Origin of the sequence: Haloarcula sp. CBA1127 (assembly GCF_001485575.1) — an archaeon.
In the GTDB taxonomy this organism is placed as follows: domain Archaea; phylum Halobacteriota; class Halobacteria; order Halobacteriales; family Haloarculaceae; genus Haloarcula.
In genome coordinates this window covers 491,239-507,874 of sequence record NZ_BCNB01000006.1, presented here as the reverse complement: position 1 = coordinate 507,874, position 16,636 = coordinate 491,239, and the positions used below count along the sequence as shown (strand labels likewise).

Below are 16,636 nucleotides of genomic sequence, written 5' to 3'. Positions count from 1 at the left end.
GTAGTCCGTTACTCCGCCGTCGCTTCGCGGATCTCCACCACGTCGGCGTCCGTCTTGAACGTCGTGCCGCCGTAGTGCGTTCGGGAGGCCGCGTAGCCAGCGTCGCGGAGCTTCTCGATGAACTCGTCCATGGCTTCCGCGCCGCGCCCCCAGCGCTTGCAGAGGCGGTGCTGGTCGTAGTGTGTCGGCGTGTCGATTTCGTCTCTGAGTGTCGCCAGCAGTTCTTTGGCTTCGTCGGCGGTGCCCATCTCCTCTGTGACCTGTTCGGAAACGGCGCTGACGAACTCGGGGTCACAGGTCCGACCGAGCCAGATGGGGCCGGCCGTCTGGAGGTGTTCGTCACAGACCGGACAGTCCTCGGGCGGGTCGGCGATGAGGCCGTAGTCGTGGTCGCGCCAGAGGCAGTGCTGGCAGTGGTGGACGTAGCCGAGTTCGTCGATGCAGTCGTTGGCGACTTTTGCGCCGTGGTCGAACTCTAGATAGGTCCGGGCGTAGTGCTTGGTCGCGTGGCTGAGAATCGGCCGGGCGGCAATGTCGTAGCGGGCGGCGGTGCGGACCATCGCCGACAGGAGCACCCGCATCCCCATCTCTGCGTGGAATTCGGTGTTTCGCGGCACTGCGCCGTACGAGCGGACGCCGCTCTCGAAGTGCGCCCCACACAGCGGCGCGGTGTCGGTGGCCGTCACACAGAGGAGGTGTTTGGTCCCCTGCACCGCCGCGTCGGCGAAGGGGATCGGCGTCCCGAAGGGGTCCACGTCGACCACGTCGAAGGCCTCGGAGTGCATGAGCACGTTTGCGTCCGACCGCCGGACCGAGGCCGCGAGGTCGTTGCGTTCGAGGTTCTGTTCACACAGCGCCGTCGCGTCGTCGTCGATATCACACAGCGTCGTCTCCCAGTCGTTGGCCGCCGCACGGACGCCCCGGATGCCGCTGGCGGCGGTGGCGTCCAGATACGTCGACACGCGGGGGGTTCGCTCTCGGTAGGCCCGCAGCGCCGCCACGGTGATGTCGCGGTTCAGCTCCTGAACGGGGTTGAAGAACACGTCTGCACCCTTTCCCGCCTCCGGCTGTTCCGGCACCGTGACCGTCACCCGGCCCTCACTGACGCGCATACTCTCCGGTCCGTGCGGGCGCCGTTAAGTCGTTCGAACCTGCCTGTTGGGTCTAGCGGTGCTTGATTTACTGCAAACAGCCAGAAAGCCCCCGGTCGCTCGACCGCTGCGACTCGCTGCGCCCTTCACTCGCTTCGCTCGTTCCAGTGCTTACGTCGTCTCGCATGTCGAGCGACCGGCCCCTTTCAGTCCCGCCCGATGTCGACTGTGCAGTGGCACTGAGCCTGGTCGGCTGTGTAATCGCAGGCGGCTCGGTCAGCTATCTCGGCTGTCTACGACGATTCCACACTCACTCTGCTTCGGCGGCCGTCCGCTCCTGAGGCAGTCGAACGGTCACCGTCGTCCCGTCGCTCGTGTCGAAATCGAGGTCCCCTTCCAGCGTCGTCGCGGTCCAGCGGACGAGCCAGAGGCCGATGCCGCTGCCGTGGTTCAGGTCCGTCTCGCGGCCCCGCTCCAGCACGCCAAGTTCGTGTTCGGGCACCCCGGGGCCGTTGTCGCTGACGGTCAGCACGACATCGTCGTCATCGACCTCCGCGCTGACAGTGACGACGGCGTCCGGAACGTGCTGGAGAGCGTTCTCGACGAGGTTGGTGAGCAGGATTTCCAGCAGGGCGGGCTGGGTCGTCAGCCGGAGGTCGTCGGGCATCTCAACCGTGACCGAGCCACCGTGTTCCTCGCGGGCTGCGTCGATGACTTCGGCGGCGAGGTCGGCCAGCACGACGGGTTCGGGGGTCGCATCTCCGGCCCCCGCTTCGGCGAGGGTCCGGGCCTTCTGGCCGGAGTCGACCAGCCGACCGACCGACTCCTCGATAGTCGCCGCGTAGTCGGCGTGGTCGCCGTCGAGTTCCGTCGCCAGCAGTTCTGCCCGGGCCTGGATGACGACGCTCTCGTTGCGGACGTTGTGTCTGAGAAAACGATTGAGCACTTCGAGACGGCGCTCGCGGCGGATCTCGTCGGTGATGTCCTGAAAGACGACCGTATACCCCAGTTGCGTGCCTGTCTCGTCGCGGAGCGCCGTCTGCCGGATCTTGAACTCGCGGTGTCGACCACCGGCCTCGATAGACACCCGTGAACTCCCGCCGTCGGTCGCGATATCGTCGTCGCCCAGAAAATCGTTCAGCGGCTCCGTCAGTGCCTCGTGCTTGTCGACGGCGAACATCTGTTCGGCGGCGGGGTTGAGGTTCACGACCCGGCCCTGTTCGTCGACGATGGCGACGGGCGTGGCGATGTCGTGGATGGCCGCCCGCTCGCCGGCCCGCCGGGTCGCTGGGTGGAACTCGAACATATCGCTGCGAACGAACGCGTACAGATCCAGCCCGACGTGGGGCAGGAACAGGAGCGGCGTCAGGTTCACCGCCGGAACCGGTCCGACCCCGCCGGCCCACAGCAACACCGCGGCCCCGGGCGGTATGGGACTCAGGCCGACCGCCAGCGCCTCGCGCCGGTACAGCGGGCCGTAGCTGACGACCGTATCGAACACCAGTAGGGTCCCGAAGCTGACGAACAGCATTGCGACGATGATCGTGAGCAGTCCCACCGGCAAGACAGCGTACTCGGCTCCTGCGCCGCCGGCAGCCGGTACGACCCGGAAGCCCTGCCAGACCACGGTGTGGACCGGGTTCGTGACGACAAGCGCCGTTTCGACGAGCGGCAGCACCGCCACGCCACGGTACCAGCCGCTTTCGAGGACATTCGTCCGACCCGTGTATCCCAGCGCGAACGAGAGAAAACAGAAGCCAATCCAGATGATGCCCAGCCAGGACACCATCTCCAGAGCGAGGCGCAGTGTCGGGTCGAACACCAGCAGCGCCACGCCGTAGCTGAAACACCAGACCGTCTGTGTGACGATGGTCGCGACGAACCACCGCGCGCCGGGCTTGTCCCAGTGTGCCCGGAGCTGGGCCAGCAGATACAGCGACCCGATCCCCGAGGCAAACGAGCCCAGCGCTAGCCACGGGAGGTCGAGGTTCATGTCGGAAGGAACCCACAGTCCGTGTTTATTCTTCTGGGCACAGTACAAGCGCTGATAATCCCCTGCTGTCGGCTGCGAGCCACCCGGGGCTTGGCTGCTGAAGCCGACGCCGTTTTGTCACCCCTTTCCGTAGCATGGATGTGACCGGAGTCGAGGAGTGGGTGGCCGACCTCGAAGCCGCCGGGGAGCTGACCCCCGACGCAGTGTCGGCTATCGTCGACGTTCACGATGACCGCGGCCATCAGGCTATCGAGGCCGTCGGCGAGAGCCGCGTCAAGCAGTACCGTGATTTCACGGTCGTCGTCGGCCACGACGACGAGTACATCGTCGAGGACGGCGGCTGTACCTGCGCCGACAGCGAGTACAACCTCGACACCGACGACCCCGACCAGCTCTGCTGGCACGCCATCGCCGTTCGCATCGCTGAGGCCATCGACGCCGTTGACGAGCACGATATGTGGTACTCTGAGGTCCGGGAGTTCCTATAGACCACCTTTTTCCCGCTCGGGTGAGCGCTACGCGCTCACCGCTCGCGGCAAAAACGTGGGCGAAAAACGCGCGAATCGCTCCGCGATTCGCGTGAAACCGCGCGCCGTCGGCGCGCGGTATGCTCGTGCCACAGTTTCTGTAGCGCTCTGCTATCGTCTCTCCTGCTACTTCGTTACTGCACTGCCCCCACTCTACTGCATCGCCCCGCTACCGCTCTACCGACCGCCCGGCCCCATACGTGATCCGTCCTTCCAGTGAGAACCGAAGGACTGACCGGGAGCCGAGGTCGAGCGACCGGAGCGTGTCGGCCCGGTCGTGGTCGCCCAGGTCAACGTCGACGCGCCCGCTCAGCGGTGCGGCCCCCAGTTTCCCTTGGAATTCGACCAGTGTCCGTTCCAGTCGCCCCTCACGAACTGCGTAGCTCTCGACCGTTTCCCGGCGCTCCCAGGTCCGGGGCCAGTCGATGCTGACCGTCGCCACGCGCTCGCCGTCCTCGACGATCGTCGTTTCGCGGCGGGTCACGTCGTCGCGGTGGGTGATGTCGGCGACTGTCTTCGGATAGCCCCAGATTTCGTCGCCGAGGGCGCGAGCGGGTTCAGTTGTCACCGGGAGTGACCAGACGTAGCCACCGATATCGCGGGTCAGCAGTGGCACCAGTGGTGGCTGCCACCCTTCCGCCGTTGCGCCAATCAGCACCGCGAACTCGTCGTAGGGGGCCATCGCGTCGTCGCCGATACGGTGATACTCGACACAGAGGAGCACGACCGCGGCCTGCCGGGCCGTTACTCGAACCGGTGTCAGTCCATCGGGCAGCAGCGACTCGGCAACGTCGTATCGCGCCGGGAGCACCGCGCCGGCGACTGTCGTTTCGGTGACCAGCGGCAGCGTCACTTCGTGGCCGGTCGAGAGCCGAATCCGGTCGCCGCCGGACAGATGCGTCATAGCCACCGCCCCAGAAACGCGCTCGCTCGACTGAACCCGCGGTGTATCGGGTCCTGCAGTCGCGCCGGGAGCCAGTGGGTCCATCGGACGAACGTGGCGAAGGACCCGACAGGATAGCGGGCCTTCGGCGGCTCGTCGGTCGCTGCGGCGAGTACCGTCGTCGCGACGGCATCTGGCGTTGTCGCCAGCGGTCCACCGGTGAGGACCCAGCCGTCCTCCAGCGCATCGTACGTCCGGTCGTAGGTCGGCGTCCGGTCCGCATCACGCAGGCTCCCCAGCGCGCCGTCGGCGAACCCCGTCTCGACCCACGCTGGTTCGACGAGCGAGATATGGATGTCGTCCGCGCCGGCAACCTCTATCCGAAGTGCGTCAGAAAGCGACTCGACGGCGGCTTTCCCGGCTGAATACGCGCCGAGTCCGGGCGACGCGGTGTGGCCCAGGACGCTTGAGACGGTGATGATGCGCCCGCCGTGTTCGCGCATCTGGGGTAGCACTGCCTGTGCGAGCCGGTGTGGGCCGTGGACCAGCACGTCGAACTGCTCGCGAACGCTGTCGCTGGAAACATCTTCGACCGGACCGGCGACCCCGTAGCCGGCATTGTTCACCAGACAGTCGAGCCGTCCCGCTTCCTCGATGATGTGGTCAACGACAGCCTTGACCTGCTCGCTGTCAGTTACGTCGAGTCCGAGACAGCGACAGCGCTCGCGGATATCCGTTGGGAACTCCGTCCGAACGTCCGTCGCGTAGACGGTCCAGCCGTCGTCGTCGAACGCCCGCGCCGTCGCCGCTCCGATACCCGACGCTGCGCCGGTGAGCAGGACGACAGGAGCCTTCGTGGACATACAAACGAACCCGGTTCGAGAACTCAGTGGTCGAGACAGTAGTCGACGTAGTTCCGGAGGATGCGCAGCCCGGTCTCACCAGACTTCTCCGGGTGGAACTGCGTGCCGAAGACGTTGCCGGCGTCGTTGGCGACAATCGAGGCGAAGTCCGCCCCGTAGTCCGTCGTCGCCACCGTCGCGCTCTCGTCGTCGGGAACGGCGTAGTAGGAGTGGACGAAGTAGGCGTGTTCGCCGTCGACGCCCTCGACGAGCGGGTGGTCCCGCGTCACGTCGAGTTCGTTCCAGCCCATATGTGGCACGGTCTGGTCGCGGCTGAACCGGACGTTCTTGCCCGGAATGAGGTCCAGCCCCTCAGCGTCACCCTGCCCTTCGTGGTCGGCCTCCTCGCTCGTCGTCAGGAGCATCTGCATCCCGAGACAGATCCCGAACAGCGGCGTGCCGGCCTCCGCCTGCTCGACCAGCGCCTCGCGGAACGGCCCGGCGTTGTCCATCCCTTCGGAGAAGGCTCCGACGCCGGGCAGGACGATGCCGTCGGCCGCGTCGAACTCTGCGGGGTCCTCTGAAAGCGACACGTCTGCGCCGGCGCGTTCGAGCCCGCGCGTGACGCTCCGGAGGTTCCCCAGTCCGTAATCGACGACCACCACGTCCGCGGTCGTCTGTCTGACACTCATGGGGAGTCGTAGGCGAACGAGGGGTAAGTGAGTTCCTGTTCGAACAAGCCTTCGGCACAGCCATTGTCAGGCGTGTGGTCTCTACTCCGTTCACACGTCCTGTCTTGAGGGTATCAAAAATGAGAATAAGCTAGCCCAGTTTTATTCACCTACCGCATACGATCGTTGATGGTTGATATTACAGACGTTCTGCACGTCGACGGTAACGTTCTCATCGCTGAATTCCCCGAAGAAATGGAGATGACAGACGAGACGTTCGCAAAAGTCAATGAACGGTTTGAGGAACTCGCCTCACAGCCGGCGGTCGACACGCACATCTCAAATCTCCAGATGGAGGCGTCACTGAACGACGACGTATTCACGCGAGCACAGGAGGCCGCTGAGGCGGGCAAGGAGTTCGGTATCACGAACTGGGTCATCGTCTCCGAGGGGATCAAGAAGATGGCGCTCAAGAGCCGGGTCGGCGAAATTTCGGGTGTCGACATTTCGCTGGTCGACACGAAGGCAGAGGCGATGGACATCGCAGCGAACTAGCGGTCCGGAGCGCACTACTCGATCGTTTTTAAAACTCGCCGAGTCGCGACTGACCGCTCTGGGCGTCGGTAAACTCCGCGGCAGTCGTCAGTGCGGCCTCGAACGTCTCCTTCTGGCTGGGGTCGTACAGCGTCGCCGCCGGGTGGATAGAGACGAGCACCCGGCGTGGCTGGCCAGCGATAGCTACGTCGAACACGTCGCCCGCTTCGCCGGTGACCGCAACGTCACGCTCCAGCAGGTGCTCGGCCGGGACTTTCCCGAGTGTGACGACGACCTCCGGGTCGACGCGGTCGATTTCCGCCTCCAGATAGTCGCGGCAGTTCGCGAGTTCGCCTGTTCGCGGGTCGCGGTTGTCCGGCGGGCGACAGCGCACGCAGTTGGTGATGCGCACGTCGCCGCGGTCGAGGCCGGCATCACGCAGCCCATCGTCGAGCACGTCGCCGCTCCGGCCGACGAACGGTTCGCCCTGTTCGTCCTCGTTCGCGCCGGGGGCCTCCCCGACGAACAGCAGGTCCGCGTCCGCGGGGCCGACGCCGTTGACGATTCGCGAGCGCGAGCGACAGAGTTCGTCACAGCGCTCACAGCCGACGACGTCGAGGCCGTCCATCTGCTCCATGCACCGTCGTTTGCGCCGGGGGCTCTCAAACGCAGCGGTCCGCGGTCGGGCTGTTGGCCCGAACTATGGTTCCGCTGGGTTCAGCGACAACAGCGCCCAGATTCGTCACCGATTACCGCTTTACACCGGTTGCTTCGATCTGCACCGCCGCGTCGTTCGGCAGGCTTGCAACGCCGACGACGCTTCGTGACGGTCGCTGTCCGTCGAAAAACGCCGCGTACGCTTGCTTGACCGCTGGTAGCTGGTCCATCTCCGTGAGGTACACTGTCGTCCGCAGCAGGTCACGCGGTTCGAGACCGGAGTCGGCAGCCATGGCACGAATTTGGTCGAGTGCGGCCAGCGTCTGTTCCTGCACATCGCCGTTGCGAGCCGTGTCCGCGTCCGGAACCTGTCCGTCGAAGAACAGGAGCTGGCTGTCCTGCTGGCGCTTGCCGTACACGCTGTGCTCTGTCGGTTGGTCGCCTTCGTACCGGGTCACATTACTGTCGATGTTTGTCTGTTCGTTCGTTTCTGCGGGCTCTACAGCATTCCTCGCCTGCGTCTTGCTTTCTGCCATTGTATGCATACAAACACAGTGCCAGCTAATCAGGGTACGTTTAGCTATTACTAACTGTAGGCAATGATGAGGCAGTAATAGCTAGCGAGATGTTTTCGGCCACAGGTCTAGCTTAGCAATAGATAACTTTCGCTGTGGCAACTGACAGCCGCGACTTTGGCTTGTTCGACTATTTCGATGGACTGTGTCACAGCGCCGCCGGTCGGCCGCTACCGCCGTCCGCCTCACTCCATTTCGACCAGTCCTCGCGCCGCCAGTCGGGCGACTCGGAGGGGTTCCGGACGGCCGCCCTCCGGCGTGAACGCCCGGACGACATCTGCGGCGGCGCTGTCGTCGATACCGACGCTCCGGACGTACACCGTCTCGTCGTTCACCGACACCGGTCGGCGCTCCGGCTGAGCACGATAGGTCGCCAGCCGGTCCTGTATGGTATCGGAATCGTCGAACGCCTCGCGGATGGCCCCTTCGAGCCCCGGCGAGGACTCGAAGGTGACCGAGAGGACCGGCAGGTCGGTGTGGTCGTGAATTCGCTGGAGGTCGAGGACGTTGAACCACGCCGGTGCGATACCCGCGACCAGCAGGTAGCGGATGTCCTCGCGGTCCAGTCGGTCGACCATCGCACACACCGTCTCAGTCGCGTCGCTCCCGCCGACCGTGGCAGTACTGAAAACAAAGCCGTCGGCCACTCTACTGGCGCGGACGACAGCGCCAGCGAACTGACTGGTTTCCGCTCGGTACGACTCCGCCACGCCGAGGGCCCGTGCCCCTGCTTTCACGTGTTCTGGTTGTCTTTGATGTCTTCCAGTCTGTCGAGTAGTTCGTCGTTCGACGCGGTGAACTCGTATTCGATGTCGCCCTCGTGGGCGTTTTCTTCAGCATCGAGGCCGTCCTCGTCCTCGAAGTCTGTGTCGTACTCCTGATTGTCTTGTTCCGATTCGTCGTAGCTCCCGAACCCCATGGTACGTGTACAACTATGACGTTCACAGTAAAAAATCACTCGCCGACTCCAGCGTGTTAGCGCGTTAACACGACGGTTCTCGGAACCGCTGTGGCGACCGACGGTCAGGAGGGCGTCCACGACGGGGACTGGAAGAATCTGATCGAACTATATCCAGTCGCAAAACCGGAAACAAAACCTCCGTGGATAGCTGGCAAAAAAGCAACTCTGCCAGTCCAATTACTGCTCGCTCCCCACCAGCCACATCATACTCAAATCAGCTACTAAAACAAGCAATATACGTAAAATTCGTCACTCAACTTCCCGTCTGATTTTTGAGATCGGTTCCAAATACATTATCCTCGGGCTCAAGAACGTATTGAACACCTCTACTATCCACTTTATCAAATGGCATAACTCCAATTTCAAACCCCCCAGTAGTTTCAATATACAGCCACGGATAATCACCAAGGGAATCAATATCATTTGCAAAAGTAGAAGTTATACCATCAACATATGCTGCTTGGATCGACGGAGAGTTATTAAATGCATCTGGGTATTCCTCAGGGAAATCAGATTCCATAACGTCCTTAGGAATAGGAATTCCAACACCAACATGGTTTGCAATTCCTTGTCCTGAACGGTTGAGATACACAGTTCCACAAGTGTATCCCAGATGATATAACAACCAAGCTAGATTATAACTGTGTCCGACACAGTTTTCTGTTCTATCTACCCAATACGGACCCGGTAGATGAACTGATGCTTGAGTAACACTTACTCCACCACGTCGTTTGTCATATGCCCCAGATTGAATTGTTCCGGCTGCCCATCGGATCAGTCCATAATGATTTTTTACACTATATTGTTCCTGAGATTTAATAAGTCCGTCAGCGTGCTGTTGACACACTGGACTATCTAATACATTATCCTGTCCGTCATTATAGTTGAGTGTGTTATATCCCGCTCTAAGATTACGATTTTCCATCTTTTGTTCTTGTCTTTCGACAAGACTCACTGGAATCTCAATTTTTCCATAATAGTATGGACTACACATAGGATATTCACCCTCTTGATACAGGTCATTTTCTACTTTAAATGCTTCTCTTGTGAATGGAATATCTGCAATCTGTGGGTCTTTCCACCCAGATCCAAAGCTAGGCCCCTTTATATACTTGTCTCCTCTTTTTACAAACCCACCTTGTTTGTCATTTTCTTCTTCAATTATTGTATAAAAACTTGAATCACTTTGAATATATTCTGAAGGACCATAATGTGAATTGAAATAAACTAGCGTTATTTTATCCATTATAAACTCTGATTCTCCAGTGTTATTATTTGTCGCTTTTATCCGGTGTCTAACACGTTTATTTTGTGGTATTTCCTTATGCGGATACTTAAATTTAATATCTCTGTCACCGTAGGGAGATTTAGTCTTCTCAGCGACTTTTTTCAGGTCTATTTCATTTTCAACAGGATAGGTTGTATACGAAAATAGTTCAAATGTAATTTCATCTTTAATAAACAACCGAGAGTCTCCGGGCGTAGTTACTGGCTCATAAATTGCTTCTATTACAGCATTTCCATTTTCAACACCTGTACAGTTCATATCTGCTACTGGTGGGATTGTGTACTGCTGTTCTTTTGTCTCGGTTTTTTCGTCTTCAGACTCAGTTGTCCCACTTGGATTATCTAAATCAGTCAGACCGCCACAGCCAGCGAGGGTTGTAGTCAGAGCAGCACCCCCAATCTGGAGGAAACGACGACGGTTAGCACGATCACTTGCCATACTATGACACACTCAGAATCGCTTTTTCAGCACTCATACGAGCGGCGGCAGATAGAGCCTCTCTATATGGCTCCCACCTGTCCTGTTGTTGCATTGGGAAAACGGGGCTGACCCGTGCTTTTTGAATGTCGCCACCGGACCTAGTCATACACTACCGATGACTCTCGACACAGAAGTAACACACGTTACATATCAGGCTGAGACGTTCACCTGTAACGCCTATCTCGCAACCGGCGAACAGACGACGCTGGTCGACGCCGGCGCGATGCGCGGCGTCGTCGATGTCATCCGCGAGCATACTGACACGCTCGACGCCGTTGTGTTGACCCACCAGCACGGCGACCACGTCCAGCAACTCGATGCCGTCCTCGACGCCTTCGACGCGCCGCTGTACGCCTACGGGTCCCACCCGCGCCGGGACCACGCACTCTCTGACGGCGACACGCTCACCGTCGGCGATGAGGAGTGTGAGGTCGTGTACACGCCGGGCCACGCCGACGACCACGTCTCGCTCGTCTCCGAGTCAGCCCTGTTCTCCGGCGATGTGGTCGTCCACGACGACGGCGCGTTCGACGACGGCTCTTTCGGCCGCACGGACCGCCCCGGCCAGTCCCGCGAGCGCCTCATCGAGAGCATCGAGCGCATTCTCGACCGAATGCCGGCAGGCGTCGAACACATGTACTCGGGTCACGGCGACGCCTTCCACGGCGATGTCCGCGAGGTCGTCGAGCGCGCCCTCGAACGGGCCGAGCGCCGCGAGCCGAAGTACCCCGACGACTGACGACTCGAAACCGGCGCAACGCTCTAGTGACAGGGCTGACATTCGACGCTATGAACCAGCGACTTCTGACGGGGACGGCCCTGGCGCTCTCCGGCGTCGTACTGGCCGCGATGCAGGTGCTTCACGCGGTCCAACAGACCCGGATTCCGGTGGCGGTCGCAGTCGATGCGCTCCCCTTTGCGGCGATGGGCCTCGCGGTAGCGTACGCGGGCGTCTGGCTCGCCCGTGACACGGCATTCGAGGGGGCCACGTCCCGAGTGGCCGCGTGGGCCGCCGGCGGAACCGTGACGTTCGCCGCCGTGGCGGCGCTCCTGTTGTTCAGCCAGCGTGTGACTTCTGGCTCACTTGCCCGAGCATCGTACCTGACGGTGGACCTCGTTACTGTCGGCGCGCTGGCGGGCGTTCTGGTCGGCCTGTACGATGCCCGGAGCCGCAGCCGGCTCCGCGAACTCGCGGCCGAGCGCGACCGCATCGAGGCCTTTGCTGGGAAGGCGGCCGACGTGAACAACTACGGACGCGCCATCGCCAGCGCCCCCAGCGTCGACGGCGTCGCCGCCTTCGTCGTCGAGGCCTTCGGCACGATGACCGGTATGGAGGAGACGGCCGTCATCCGGCTCAGGGACGGCGATGCGGTGGCGCTCGCGAACACGATCCGAACCGTGCCGGTCGACGCCGTCGGGTCGCTCGCACAGGAAGTCCGGACACAGGAACAGGGAGCGGTCACCGTTCACGACCGACCGTTCCCCGTCGACATCCCCGAGTCAGTCACCGATTGCGTGTCGGCGGTGGTTCTGGACGACGCGGCCACGACGACAGTCGTCATCTCGGTCACGACGGACGAGACGACTGTCGGCGAAGAAGATCAGAAGCTGCTGGAACTCATCGTCTCACACGCGTCGGTTCGGATGGCGACGCTCGACCGCCAGTCAGCGGACAAAGAATCTACTGGACAGTAGTGGATTGGTGACGAACTGCCACCGAACATCGGTGGCAACTGACCCGAAAATCAGGCGCTACGGGTTTCTTTCGCCTTCGGACGCAGGTTGCCGTAGCCGCACTTCCGGCACTGCTGGGCGCGCTGTGGGTTCCGAGCGTTACACCGCATGCAGATCTGCTTGTTGAGGAGTCGGTCGGACGCTGTCTCGAAGCTAGCCATGCGCGGTCATTCCCGATGCGCGCGTTTAAGCTTTGAGTTTCGGCCTGGGTCTGTGTCTGGCGAACCGCCTCTGACTAGCAGTAGCCAGAAAGCCCCCGACGCGCTACGGTCCCGCGGCTCGCTGTGCTCCTCGGTCGTTCCGCTCCCTGTGGTGCTTGCTTCGCCGGGGTTCCCGTAGCGCGTCGGCCCCTTTCAGTCCCACCCGTGTCGGCTGGCTAAACGGCGACGGGGCTTTCTGGTTTTAAAATAGGAATACACCGCCAGCCGTCGCCGGCTTTAGATGCCCGAGCGGCGAAGCCGGAGTATGTACGATCAGGTGGCAGACCTCCCGATCACTGTCGAGAGCTGTGCGTTCGAGCGCCGTGAGCGGGCGACCTCCAGCGGATTCGACCGAGTGACGACGGTCATCCACCTCTCCGGCGCGGGTGAGACCGGCAGCGGGGAGGACGTGACGTACACAGCCGAAGCCCACGACGCGCTGCAGGACAGCGATGCGTTGCAGGGCGAGGGCACCCCACTGGCCGGCGAGTACACCGTCGATTCGTTTTCGACGGCGCTGGCCGAGGCCGATCTGTGGCCCGAGTCGCCCGACGAGGAGCGGTTTCGTCACTACCGGCGCTGGGGATTCGAGAGCGCGGCGCTTGACCTCGCGCTGAAACAGGCCGACACGGACCTCGGAACCGCCCTCGACCGGCAGTACGACCCAGTGAACTTCGTCGTCTCGACGCGGCTCTCGAACGCGGACGATGACACGCCGCCGACGGCTGACAGACTGGCGATGCTGTGTGAGCGCTACGGCGACCTCCCGTTCAAACTCGATCCCACGCCGTCCTGGAGCGACGCCCTTGTCGACGAGCTGGCGGATTACGACGTTCGCGTACTGGACCTGAAAGGGTTGTATGAGGGGACGGACGTCGATGTCGAGGCCGACCCCGAGTTCTACCACCGCGTCGTCGACGGCCTCCCGGACGCGCTGGTCGAGGACCCCGATCTGACCGAGACGACCCGACCCATCTTCGACGGGCAAGAAGCTCGCGTCACCTGGGACGTACCCATCACCGGCGTCGAAAGCATCGAGGCGCTGCCCTTCGAACCGGCGTGGCTCAACATGAAACCGTCCCGCTGCGGGACCGTCGAGTCGGTGCTTGCGACCATCGACTACTGCGAGAAACACGGTATCGACCTGTACGGCGGCGGCCAGTTCGAACTCGGCGTCGGCCGAGACCACATTCAGGCGCTGGCGTCGCTGTGCTATCCTGACGGGCCGAACGACGTCGCGCCCGGCGGATACAACGACCCCGACCCTGACGCCGACTTGCCGACGAGTCCGCTCACCCCACCTGACGCGCCGACCGGCATCGGGACCGGCTTCTCGTAAGCGGCCTTAGAAATGAAGCCAAAGCTACATTATTGTACGGATACTAACTATTGTCATGCGATGCCAAGCCTGCGGAGAACGCATCGACGACGTACTGGAGGCACACGCACGGCAGGCCTGCCCACACTGTGATGCGCCGCTCCTCGAAAAGCCAGCAACGCCCCAGTGACTACTCCTCGGCGAGATAGTCGTCCTGTACGTCGATGACGTCGCTCGAATCCTCGCAGTTCGCGTACCGTTCCAGCGGCTCCTCATTCAGTTCCAGAAACGTGTGGCCCCAGGAGAACGTCGAGAGAATCCGCTCGGCGTGGTCGTGCTCCCCAAGAATGGCGAGCGCACCGGCGAAGGCTTCGACGGTATTGAGCTGAAAGGCCGTGCCGTAGTTGACCGGGTTGCCGGCGACGAGGAAGGGGAGCGAGCGGTGCACCCCTTCGAGGTCGAACGCCTCCCGTTCAGCGGTCTCCCAGGAGCAATCGAGTGCAACCAGACGGCTGTGGCGAGCGCCGTCGCCGGGGGTCGGACGGTCCGCCGGTGACAGCGCCTGCTCGGCGAAGGGGTTGAGCACGATGCCGGGCGGCGTCGACCGCGTCGCGCGGTGGAGTTCGGCCTCGTCCATCCGGGCCAGTTTCCGCGCACTACATTTATCGGGGTCGTCGTCACCCTCGTACCGGACGTGCAGTTCCACAGGAGCGCTACTACACTGGCGAATAAAAGCGACTCGTTCAGTGACACTGTGCAAACACTGTTATAGCCGGGATTGGTTGTACAACGTGTGCTTTCAGAGGGGACGGCGGCACCACTGTTCGAACTGCCGGCGCTCGTCGATGGCGACTGCCAGCGAGTCGAACTATCCGACTATCTCGGCGAGGACGTAGTCATCCTTGCGTTCTATCCGGCGGATTTCAATCCGGCCTGTGACGACACGTCCTGTGATCTGGACGAACTCGACCTCTTTACGATGCAGAAGGACGTGACTATCCTAGGCATCAGCCCGGATTCGGTGTACAGCCACCGGGCCTTCGCCGACCGCTACGGCCTGAAAGTCCCACTCCTGTCCGACACTGACCACGATGTCGCCCGCGAGTACGGACTCGATTTTATCGATGATATCGGCCAGCAACTGATCGAGCGCGCTGTCGTCGTCATCGACCACGACGGTGACGTGCAGTACGCCTGGAGTACCGACAACCTCCAGCAACTCCCTCGTGTCGGGGAAATCAAGGACGCTATCGCCGATACCGGTGGCGACGACACCGCGTTCGCCCGCTACCGTGTCGGCCACGCCCACTATACTGAGGGGCGGCGCGCGTTCACGTCGGCGATGGAGGCCTTCCGCGAGTCGGAGTGGATGGTCGCACAGGGTGACTTCCAGCAGGCACGTGAGGAGTTCGCCGACGCCGAAGACCACTTCGACACCGCTGTCCGGTTCGTTGACGACGAGTTCCTGAAACCGATCTACGAGGACACAAAGACAAAGGCGAACTCGCTGTGGCAGGCCAGCGACTGGCTCACACAGGCCGCCCGCGCCTACTCTAGCGGGAACGGAGCCGAGGGCCAGCAACTTCGGGACGACGCCGAGCGGCCACTTGAAACCGCCCGTGGCTACAAGGAACCACCCGATCCTGACGGTCCGTGGCCACCGGATCTGGAGACGCTGGAAAAGGACACGGACGACGACCGACCGGCGTTCCTCACACAGGACGAGACGGCTGTGGATACATCGCTCGACGTAGACATCGACGAGGAAGTCGAACGGACGGCCAGCGAACTGTCGGAGACGGCGTCGTCGGCTACCGAGTCAACGCTGGACTCGACGCCGTCGCCTGACGCCGCCGATGCGGCTGACGAAATGCGAGACACAGCCGACGAGTCGACAGCAGACCCAGCCGGGGAGACGACGGCAGAAGCAACAGCGAAGTCGGCGAACCCGCCGACCTCGCCCAACGAAACGCCTGCTCCCGCGGATCAGTCGACAGCGGCGGAACCTGATGCATCGCCGGCCGACGACGCGCCGCCGGAGTCAGCGTCAACGCCTGACGGAGAGGGTGATATCTCGGACGTCGATGACGCCGATATCGAGGAGATTCAGGCTGAACTGGCCGCCAGCGAAGCCGAGACCGAGCCGACGGACCCGCTGGAAGAGGCCCCGACTGCGATGATCGAAGAGCCGCCCGACACGGTCAGCAGCGCGGATGACGACGCTTCGACACAGGACGCGCCGAACGGCGAGCAGTCGACCCCCGACGCGTCATCGGACGCCGCCACCGACTCCGAGACGGAGACTGACGACGCAGTCGAACTGGATCTGGCCGACCCGATGGCCGACGGTGACGGCGGCGACACGGGAGAACCAGCCGAACCCGAGCGAGCTGACGATTCGGTCCCGGACGCGACTGACGAGCCGTCCGACGCGGAGAGCGACAGAGACACATCTGACGAACCCGAATCAGATCCGTGACGCGACCTGCCCTCCGTCAGCGGACACGGGCCTACTATGACGCCATCGACGGCGACGACTACGACCAGTTGGCATCGCTGCTCGCCCCGTCGTTCGTCCACAACCGTCCCGACCGAACCATCGACGGCCGGGACCGGTTCGTACAGTTCATGCGCGAGGAACGGCCCCAGACAGACACCACGCATCCGCTCGACGGCCTTTACTGTCGCCAGAAAGACAGTGCGGTTGAGCCGGCTGACGGCGACGATTCGTCGACGGCAACGGTCGTCGCCCGCGGTCGCCTGCTTGATGCCGACGGTGAGCGTATTGTTGGCTTCGTCGATGTGTTCACGTTCGCCGGGGACGACATCGAGCGAATCGAGACGTACACGCGCTGAGCGTGACCGCTCGCGGAGTTGCTATT

General features: G+C 62.2%; 19 protein-coding genes. 7 read left to right on the top strand and 12 right to left on the bottom strand.

Going from position 1 to position 16,636, the window contains the following annotated elements:
* Positions 1 to 8: 8 nt before the first annotated feature.
* Together AV059_RS07210 and AV059_RS07205 are read right to left on the bottom strand one after the other, a co-directional pair.
* Positions 9 to 1,112 carry a tRNA (guanine(26)-N(2))-dimethyltransferase gene (locus AV059_RS07210; RefSeq protein ID WP_058993440.1) on the bottom strand — a complete coding sequence of 368 codons (1,104 nt, stop codon included), beginning with the start codon at positions 1,110 to 1,112 and terminating at the stop codon, positions 9 to 11.
* Positions 1,113 to 1,401: 289 nt separating this feature from the next.
* Entirely contained in the window at positions 1,402 to 3,084 is a 1,683-nt protein-coding gene (locus AV059_RS07205) for a histidine kinase N-terminal 7TM domain-containing protein (RefSeq protein ID WP_058993438.1), read from the bottom strand.
* Positions 3,085 to 3,218: 134 nt separating this feature from the next.
* Here AV059_RS07205 and AV059_RS07200 point away from each other — a divergent pair, with 134 nt between their 5' ends.
* A complete protein-coding gene (locus tag AV059_RS07200; RefSeq protein WP_058993436.1) occupies positions 3,219 to 3,572 on the top strand; it encodes a hypothetical protein in 354 nt (117 codons plus the stop codon).
* A 208-nt stretch (positions 3,573 to 3,780) separates the two neighbouring features.
* Here the strand turns inward: AV059_RS07200 and AV059_RS07195 are convergent, their stop codons facing one another.
* From AV059_RS07195 to hisH, 3 genes are read right to left on the bottom strand one after another with little or no spacing between them, the layout of a single operon-like run.
* On the bottom strand, positions 3,781 to 4,515 hold the full coding sequence (locus AV059_RS07195; RefSeq protein ID WP_058993434.1) for an acetoacetate decarboxylase family protein: 735 nt from the start codon (positions 4,513 to 4,515) through the stop codon (positions 3,781 to 3,783).
* Positions 4,512 to 5,357 carry an SDR family oxidoreductase gene (locus tag AV059_RS07190; RefSeq protein WP_058993432.1) on the bottom strand — a complete coding sequence of 282 codons (846 nt, stop codon included), beginning with the start codon at positions 5,355 to 5,357 and terminating at the stop codon, positions 4,512 to 4,514. Before AV059_RS07190 ends, AV059_RS07195 begins: the two co-directional genes overlap by 4 nt.
* A gap of 23 nt (positions 5,358 to 5,380) precedes the next feature.
* Positions 5,381 to 6,028 (bottom strand): imidazole glycerol phosphate synthase subunit HisH, encoded by a 648-nt coding sequence (hisH, locus tag AV059_RS07185; protein WP_058993430.1) that lies wholly within the window; start codon positions 6,026 to 6,028, stop codon positions 5,381 to 5,383.
* A gap of 168 nt (positions 6,029 to 6,196) precedes the next feature.
* On the opposite strand from hisH, the gene AV059_RS07180 reads away from it, so the two are divergent.
* A complete protein-coding gene (locus tag AV059_RS07180; RefSeq protein WP_058993428.1) occupies positions 6,197 to 6,562 on the top strand; it encodes a hypothetical protein in 366 nt (121 codons plus the stop codon).
* A gap of 28 nt (positions 6,563 to 6,590) precedes the next feature.
* Here the strand turns inward: AV059_RS07180 and AV059_RS07175 are convergent, their stop codons facing one another.
* From AV059_RS07175 to AV059_RS22015, 5 genes are all read right to left on the bottom strand, one after another.
* The gene (locus AV059_RS07175) at positions 6,591 to 7,178 is read right to left on the bottom strand and encodes a uracil-DNA glycosylase family protein (RefSeq protein ID WP_058993426.1); all 588 of its coding nucleotides are present in this window, start codon (positions 7,176 to 7,178) and stop codon (positions 6,591 to 6,593) included.
* 112 nt (positions 7,179 to 7,290) lie between these two features.
* A complete protein-coding gene (locus tag AV059_RS07170; RefSeq protein ID WP_058993424.1) occupies positions 7,291 to 7,734 on the bottom strand; it encodes a RidA family protein in 444 nt (147 codons plus the stop codon).
* A gap of 224 nt (positions 7,735 to 7,958) precedes the next feature.
* Positions 7,959 to 8,510: a DUF99 family protein gene (locus AV059_RS07165; RefSeq protein ID WP_058993422.1), complete on the bottom strand. Its 552-nt coding sequence runs from the start codon at positions 8,508 to 8,510 to the stop codon at positions 7,959 to 7,961.
* Positions 8,507 to 8,692 carry a DUF5786 family protein gene (locus AV059_RS07160; protein ID WP_004515979.1) on the bottom strand — a complete coding sequence of 62 codons (186 nt, stop codon included), beginning with the start codon at positions 8,690 to 8,692 and terminating at the stop codon, positions 8,507 to 8,509. The genes AV059_RS07165 and AV059_RS07160 overlap by 4 nt, the downstream gene beginning before the upstream one ends.
* A 295-nt stretch (positions 8,693 to 8,987) precedes the next feature.
* Complete coding sequence (locus AV059_RS22015) at positions 8,988 to 10,460, bottom strand: hypothetical protein (protein WP_154021010.1); 1,473 nt, start codon at positions 10,458 to 10,460, stop codon at positions 8,988 to 8,990.
* Positions 10,461 to 10,617: 157 nt separating this feature from the next.
* Between AV059_RS22015 and AV059_RS07155 the strand changes: the two genes are divergently transcribed.
* Positions 10,618 to 11,241, top strand: coding sequence for an MBL fold metallo-hydrolase (locus AV059_RS07155; protein ID WP_058993419.1), 624 nt, complete (start codon positions 10,618 to 10,620; stop codon positions 11,239 to 11,241).
* A 50-nt stretch (positions 11,242 to 11,291) separates the two neighbouring features.
* The gene (locus AV059_RS07150) at positions 11,292 to 12,197 is read left to right on the top strand and encodes a hypothetical protein (protein WP_058993417.1); all 906 of its coding nucleotides are present in this window, start codon (positions 11,292 to 11,294) and stop codon (positions 12,195 to 12,197) included.
* A gap of 50 nt (positions 12,198 to 12,247) precedes the next feature.
* Here AV059_RS07150 and AV059_RS21580 read toward each other — a convergent pair whose 3' ends face one another.
* The gene (locus tag AV059_RS21580; RefSeq protein ID WP_004960523.1) at positions 12,248 to 12,397 is read right to left on the bottom strand and encodes a 50S ribosomal protein L40e; all 150 of its coding nucleotides are present in this window, start codon (positions 12,395 to 12,397) and stop codon (positions 12,248 to 12,250) included.
* Between the two features lie 304 nt (positions 12,398 to 12,701).
* Between AV059_RS21580 and AV059_RS07145 the strand changes: the two genes are divergently transcribed.
* Positions 12,702 to 13,775 (top strand): enolase, encoded by a 1,074-nt coding sequence (locus tag AV059_RS07145; protein ID WP_058993416.1) that lies wholly within the window; start codon positions 12,702 to 12,704, stop codon positions 13,773 to 13,775.
* Between the two features lie 169 nt (positions 13,776 to 13,944).
* Here AV059_RS07145 and AV059_RS07140 read toward each other — a convergent pair whose 3' ends face one another.
* Positions 13,945 to 14,460 carry a DUF367 family protein gene (locus tag AV059_RS07140; RefSeq protein ID WP_058993413.1) on the bottom strand — a complete coding sequence of 172 codons (516 nt, stop codon included), beginning with the start codon at positions 14,458 to 14,460 and terminating at the stop codon, positions 13,945 to 13,947.
* Between the two features lie 87 nt (positions 14,461 to 14,547).
* On the opposite strand from AV059_RS07140, the gene AV059_RS07135 reads away from it, so the two are divergent.
* Together AV059_RS07135 and AV059_RS07130 are read left to right on the top strand one after the other, a co-directional pair.
* Positions 14,548 to 16,233, top strand: coding sequence for a redoxin domain-containing protein (locus AV059_RS07135; protein WP_058993411.1), 1,686 nt, complete (start codon positions 14,548 to 14,550; stop codon positions 16,231 to 16,233).
* Positions 16,230 to 16,610 (top strand): nuclear transport factor 2 family protein, encoded by a 381-nt coding sequence (locus tag AV059_RS07130; protein WP_058993409.1) that lies wholly within the window; start codon positions 16,230 to 16,232, stop codon positions 16,608 to 16,610. Before AV059_RS07135 ends, AV059_RS07130 begins: the two co-directional genes overlap by 4 nt.
* Positions 16,611 to 16,636 lie beyond the last annotated feature (26 nt).

Bases quoted from the DNA above. Each gene is read 5' to 3' on its own strand.
- AV059_RS07175 (WP_058993426.1), bottom strand. From the start codon at position 7,178: ATGGAGCAGATGGACGGCCTCGACGTCGTCGGCTGTGAGCGCTGTGAC.
- AV059_RS07200 (WP_058993436.1), top strand. From the start codon at position 3,219: ATGGATGTGACCGGAGTCGAGGAGTGGGTGGCCGACCTCGAAGCCGCC.
- AV059_RS07190 (WP_058993432.1), bottom strand. From the start codon at position 5,357: ATGTCCACGAAGGCTCCTGTCGTCCTGCTCACCGGCGCAGCGTCGGGT.
- AV059_RS07160 (WP_004515979.1), bottom strand. From the start codon at position 8,692: ATGGGGTTCGGGAGCTACGACGAATCGGAACAAGACAATCAGGAGTAC.
- AV059_RS21580 (WP_004960523.1), bottom strand. From the start codon at position 12,397: ATGGCTAGCTTCGAGACAGCGTCCGACCGACTCCTCAACAAGCAGATC.
- hisH (WP_058993430.1), bottom strand. From the start codon at position 6,028: ATGAGTGTCAGACAGACGACCGCGGACGTGGTGGTCGTCGATTACGGA.
- AV059_RS07180 (WP_058993428.1), top strand. From the start codon at position 6,197: ATGGTTGATATTACAGACGTTCTGCACGTCGACGGTAACGTTCTCATC.
- AV059_RS22015 (WP_154021010.1), bottom strand. From the start codon at position 10,460: ATGGCAAGTGATCGTGCTAACCGTCGTCGTTTCCTCCAGATTGGGGGT.
- AV059_RS07210 (WP_058993440.1), bottom strand. From the start codon at position 1,112: ATGCGCGTCAGTGAGGGCCGGGTGACGGTCACGGTGCCGGAACAGCCG.
- AV059_RS07155 (WP_058993419.1), top strand. From the start codon at position 10,618: ATGACTCTCGACACAGAAGTAACACACGTTACATATCAGGCTGAGACG.
- AV059_RS07195 (WP_058993434.1), bottom strand. From the start codon at position 4,515: ATGACGCATCTGTCCGGCGGCGACCGGATTCGGCTCTCGACCGGCCAC.
- AV059_RS07205 (WP_058993438.1), bottom strand. From the start codon at position 3,084: ATGAACCTCGACCTCCCGTGGCTAGCGCTGGGCTCGTTTGCCTCGGGG.
- AV059_RS07170 (WP_058993424.1), bottom strand. From the start codon at position 7,734: ATGGCAGAAAGCAAGACGCAGGCGAGGAATGCTGTAGAGCCCGCAGAA.
- AV059_RS07150 (WP_058993417.1), top strand. From the start codon at position 11,292: ATGAACCAGCGACTTCTGACGGGGACGGCCCTGGCGCTCTCCGGCGTC.
- AV059_RS07145 (WP_058993416.1), top strand. From the start codon at position 12,702: ATGTACGATCAGGTGGCAGACCTCCCGATCACTGTCGAGAGCTGTGCG.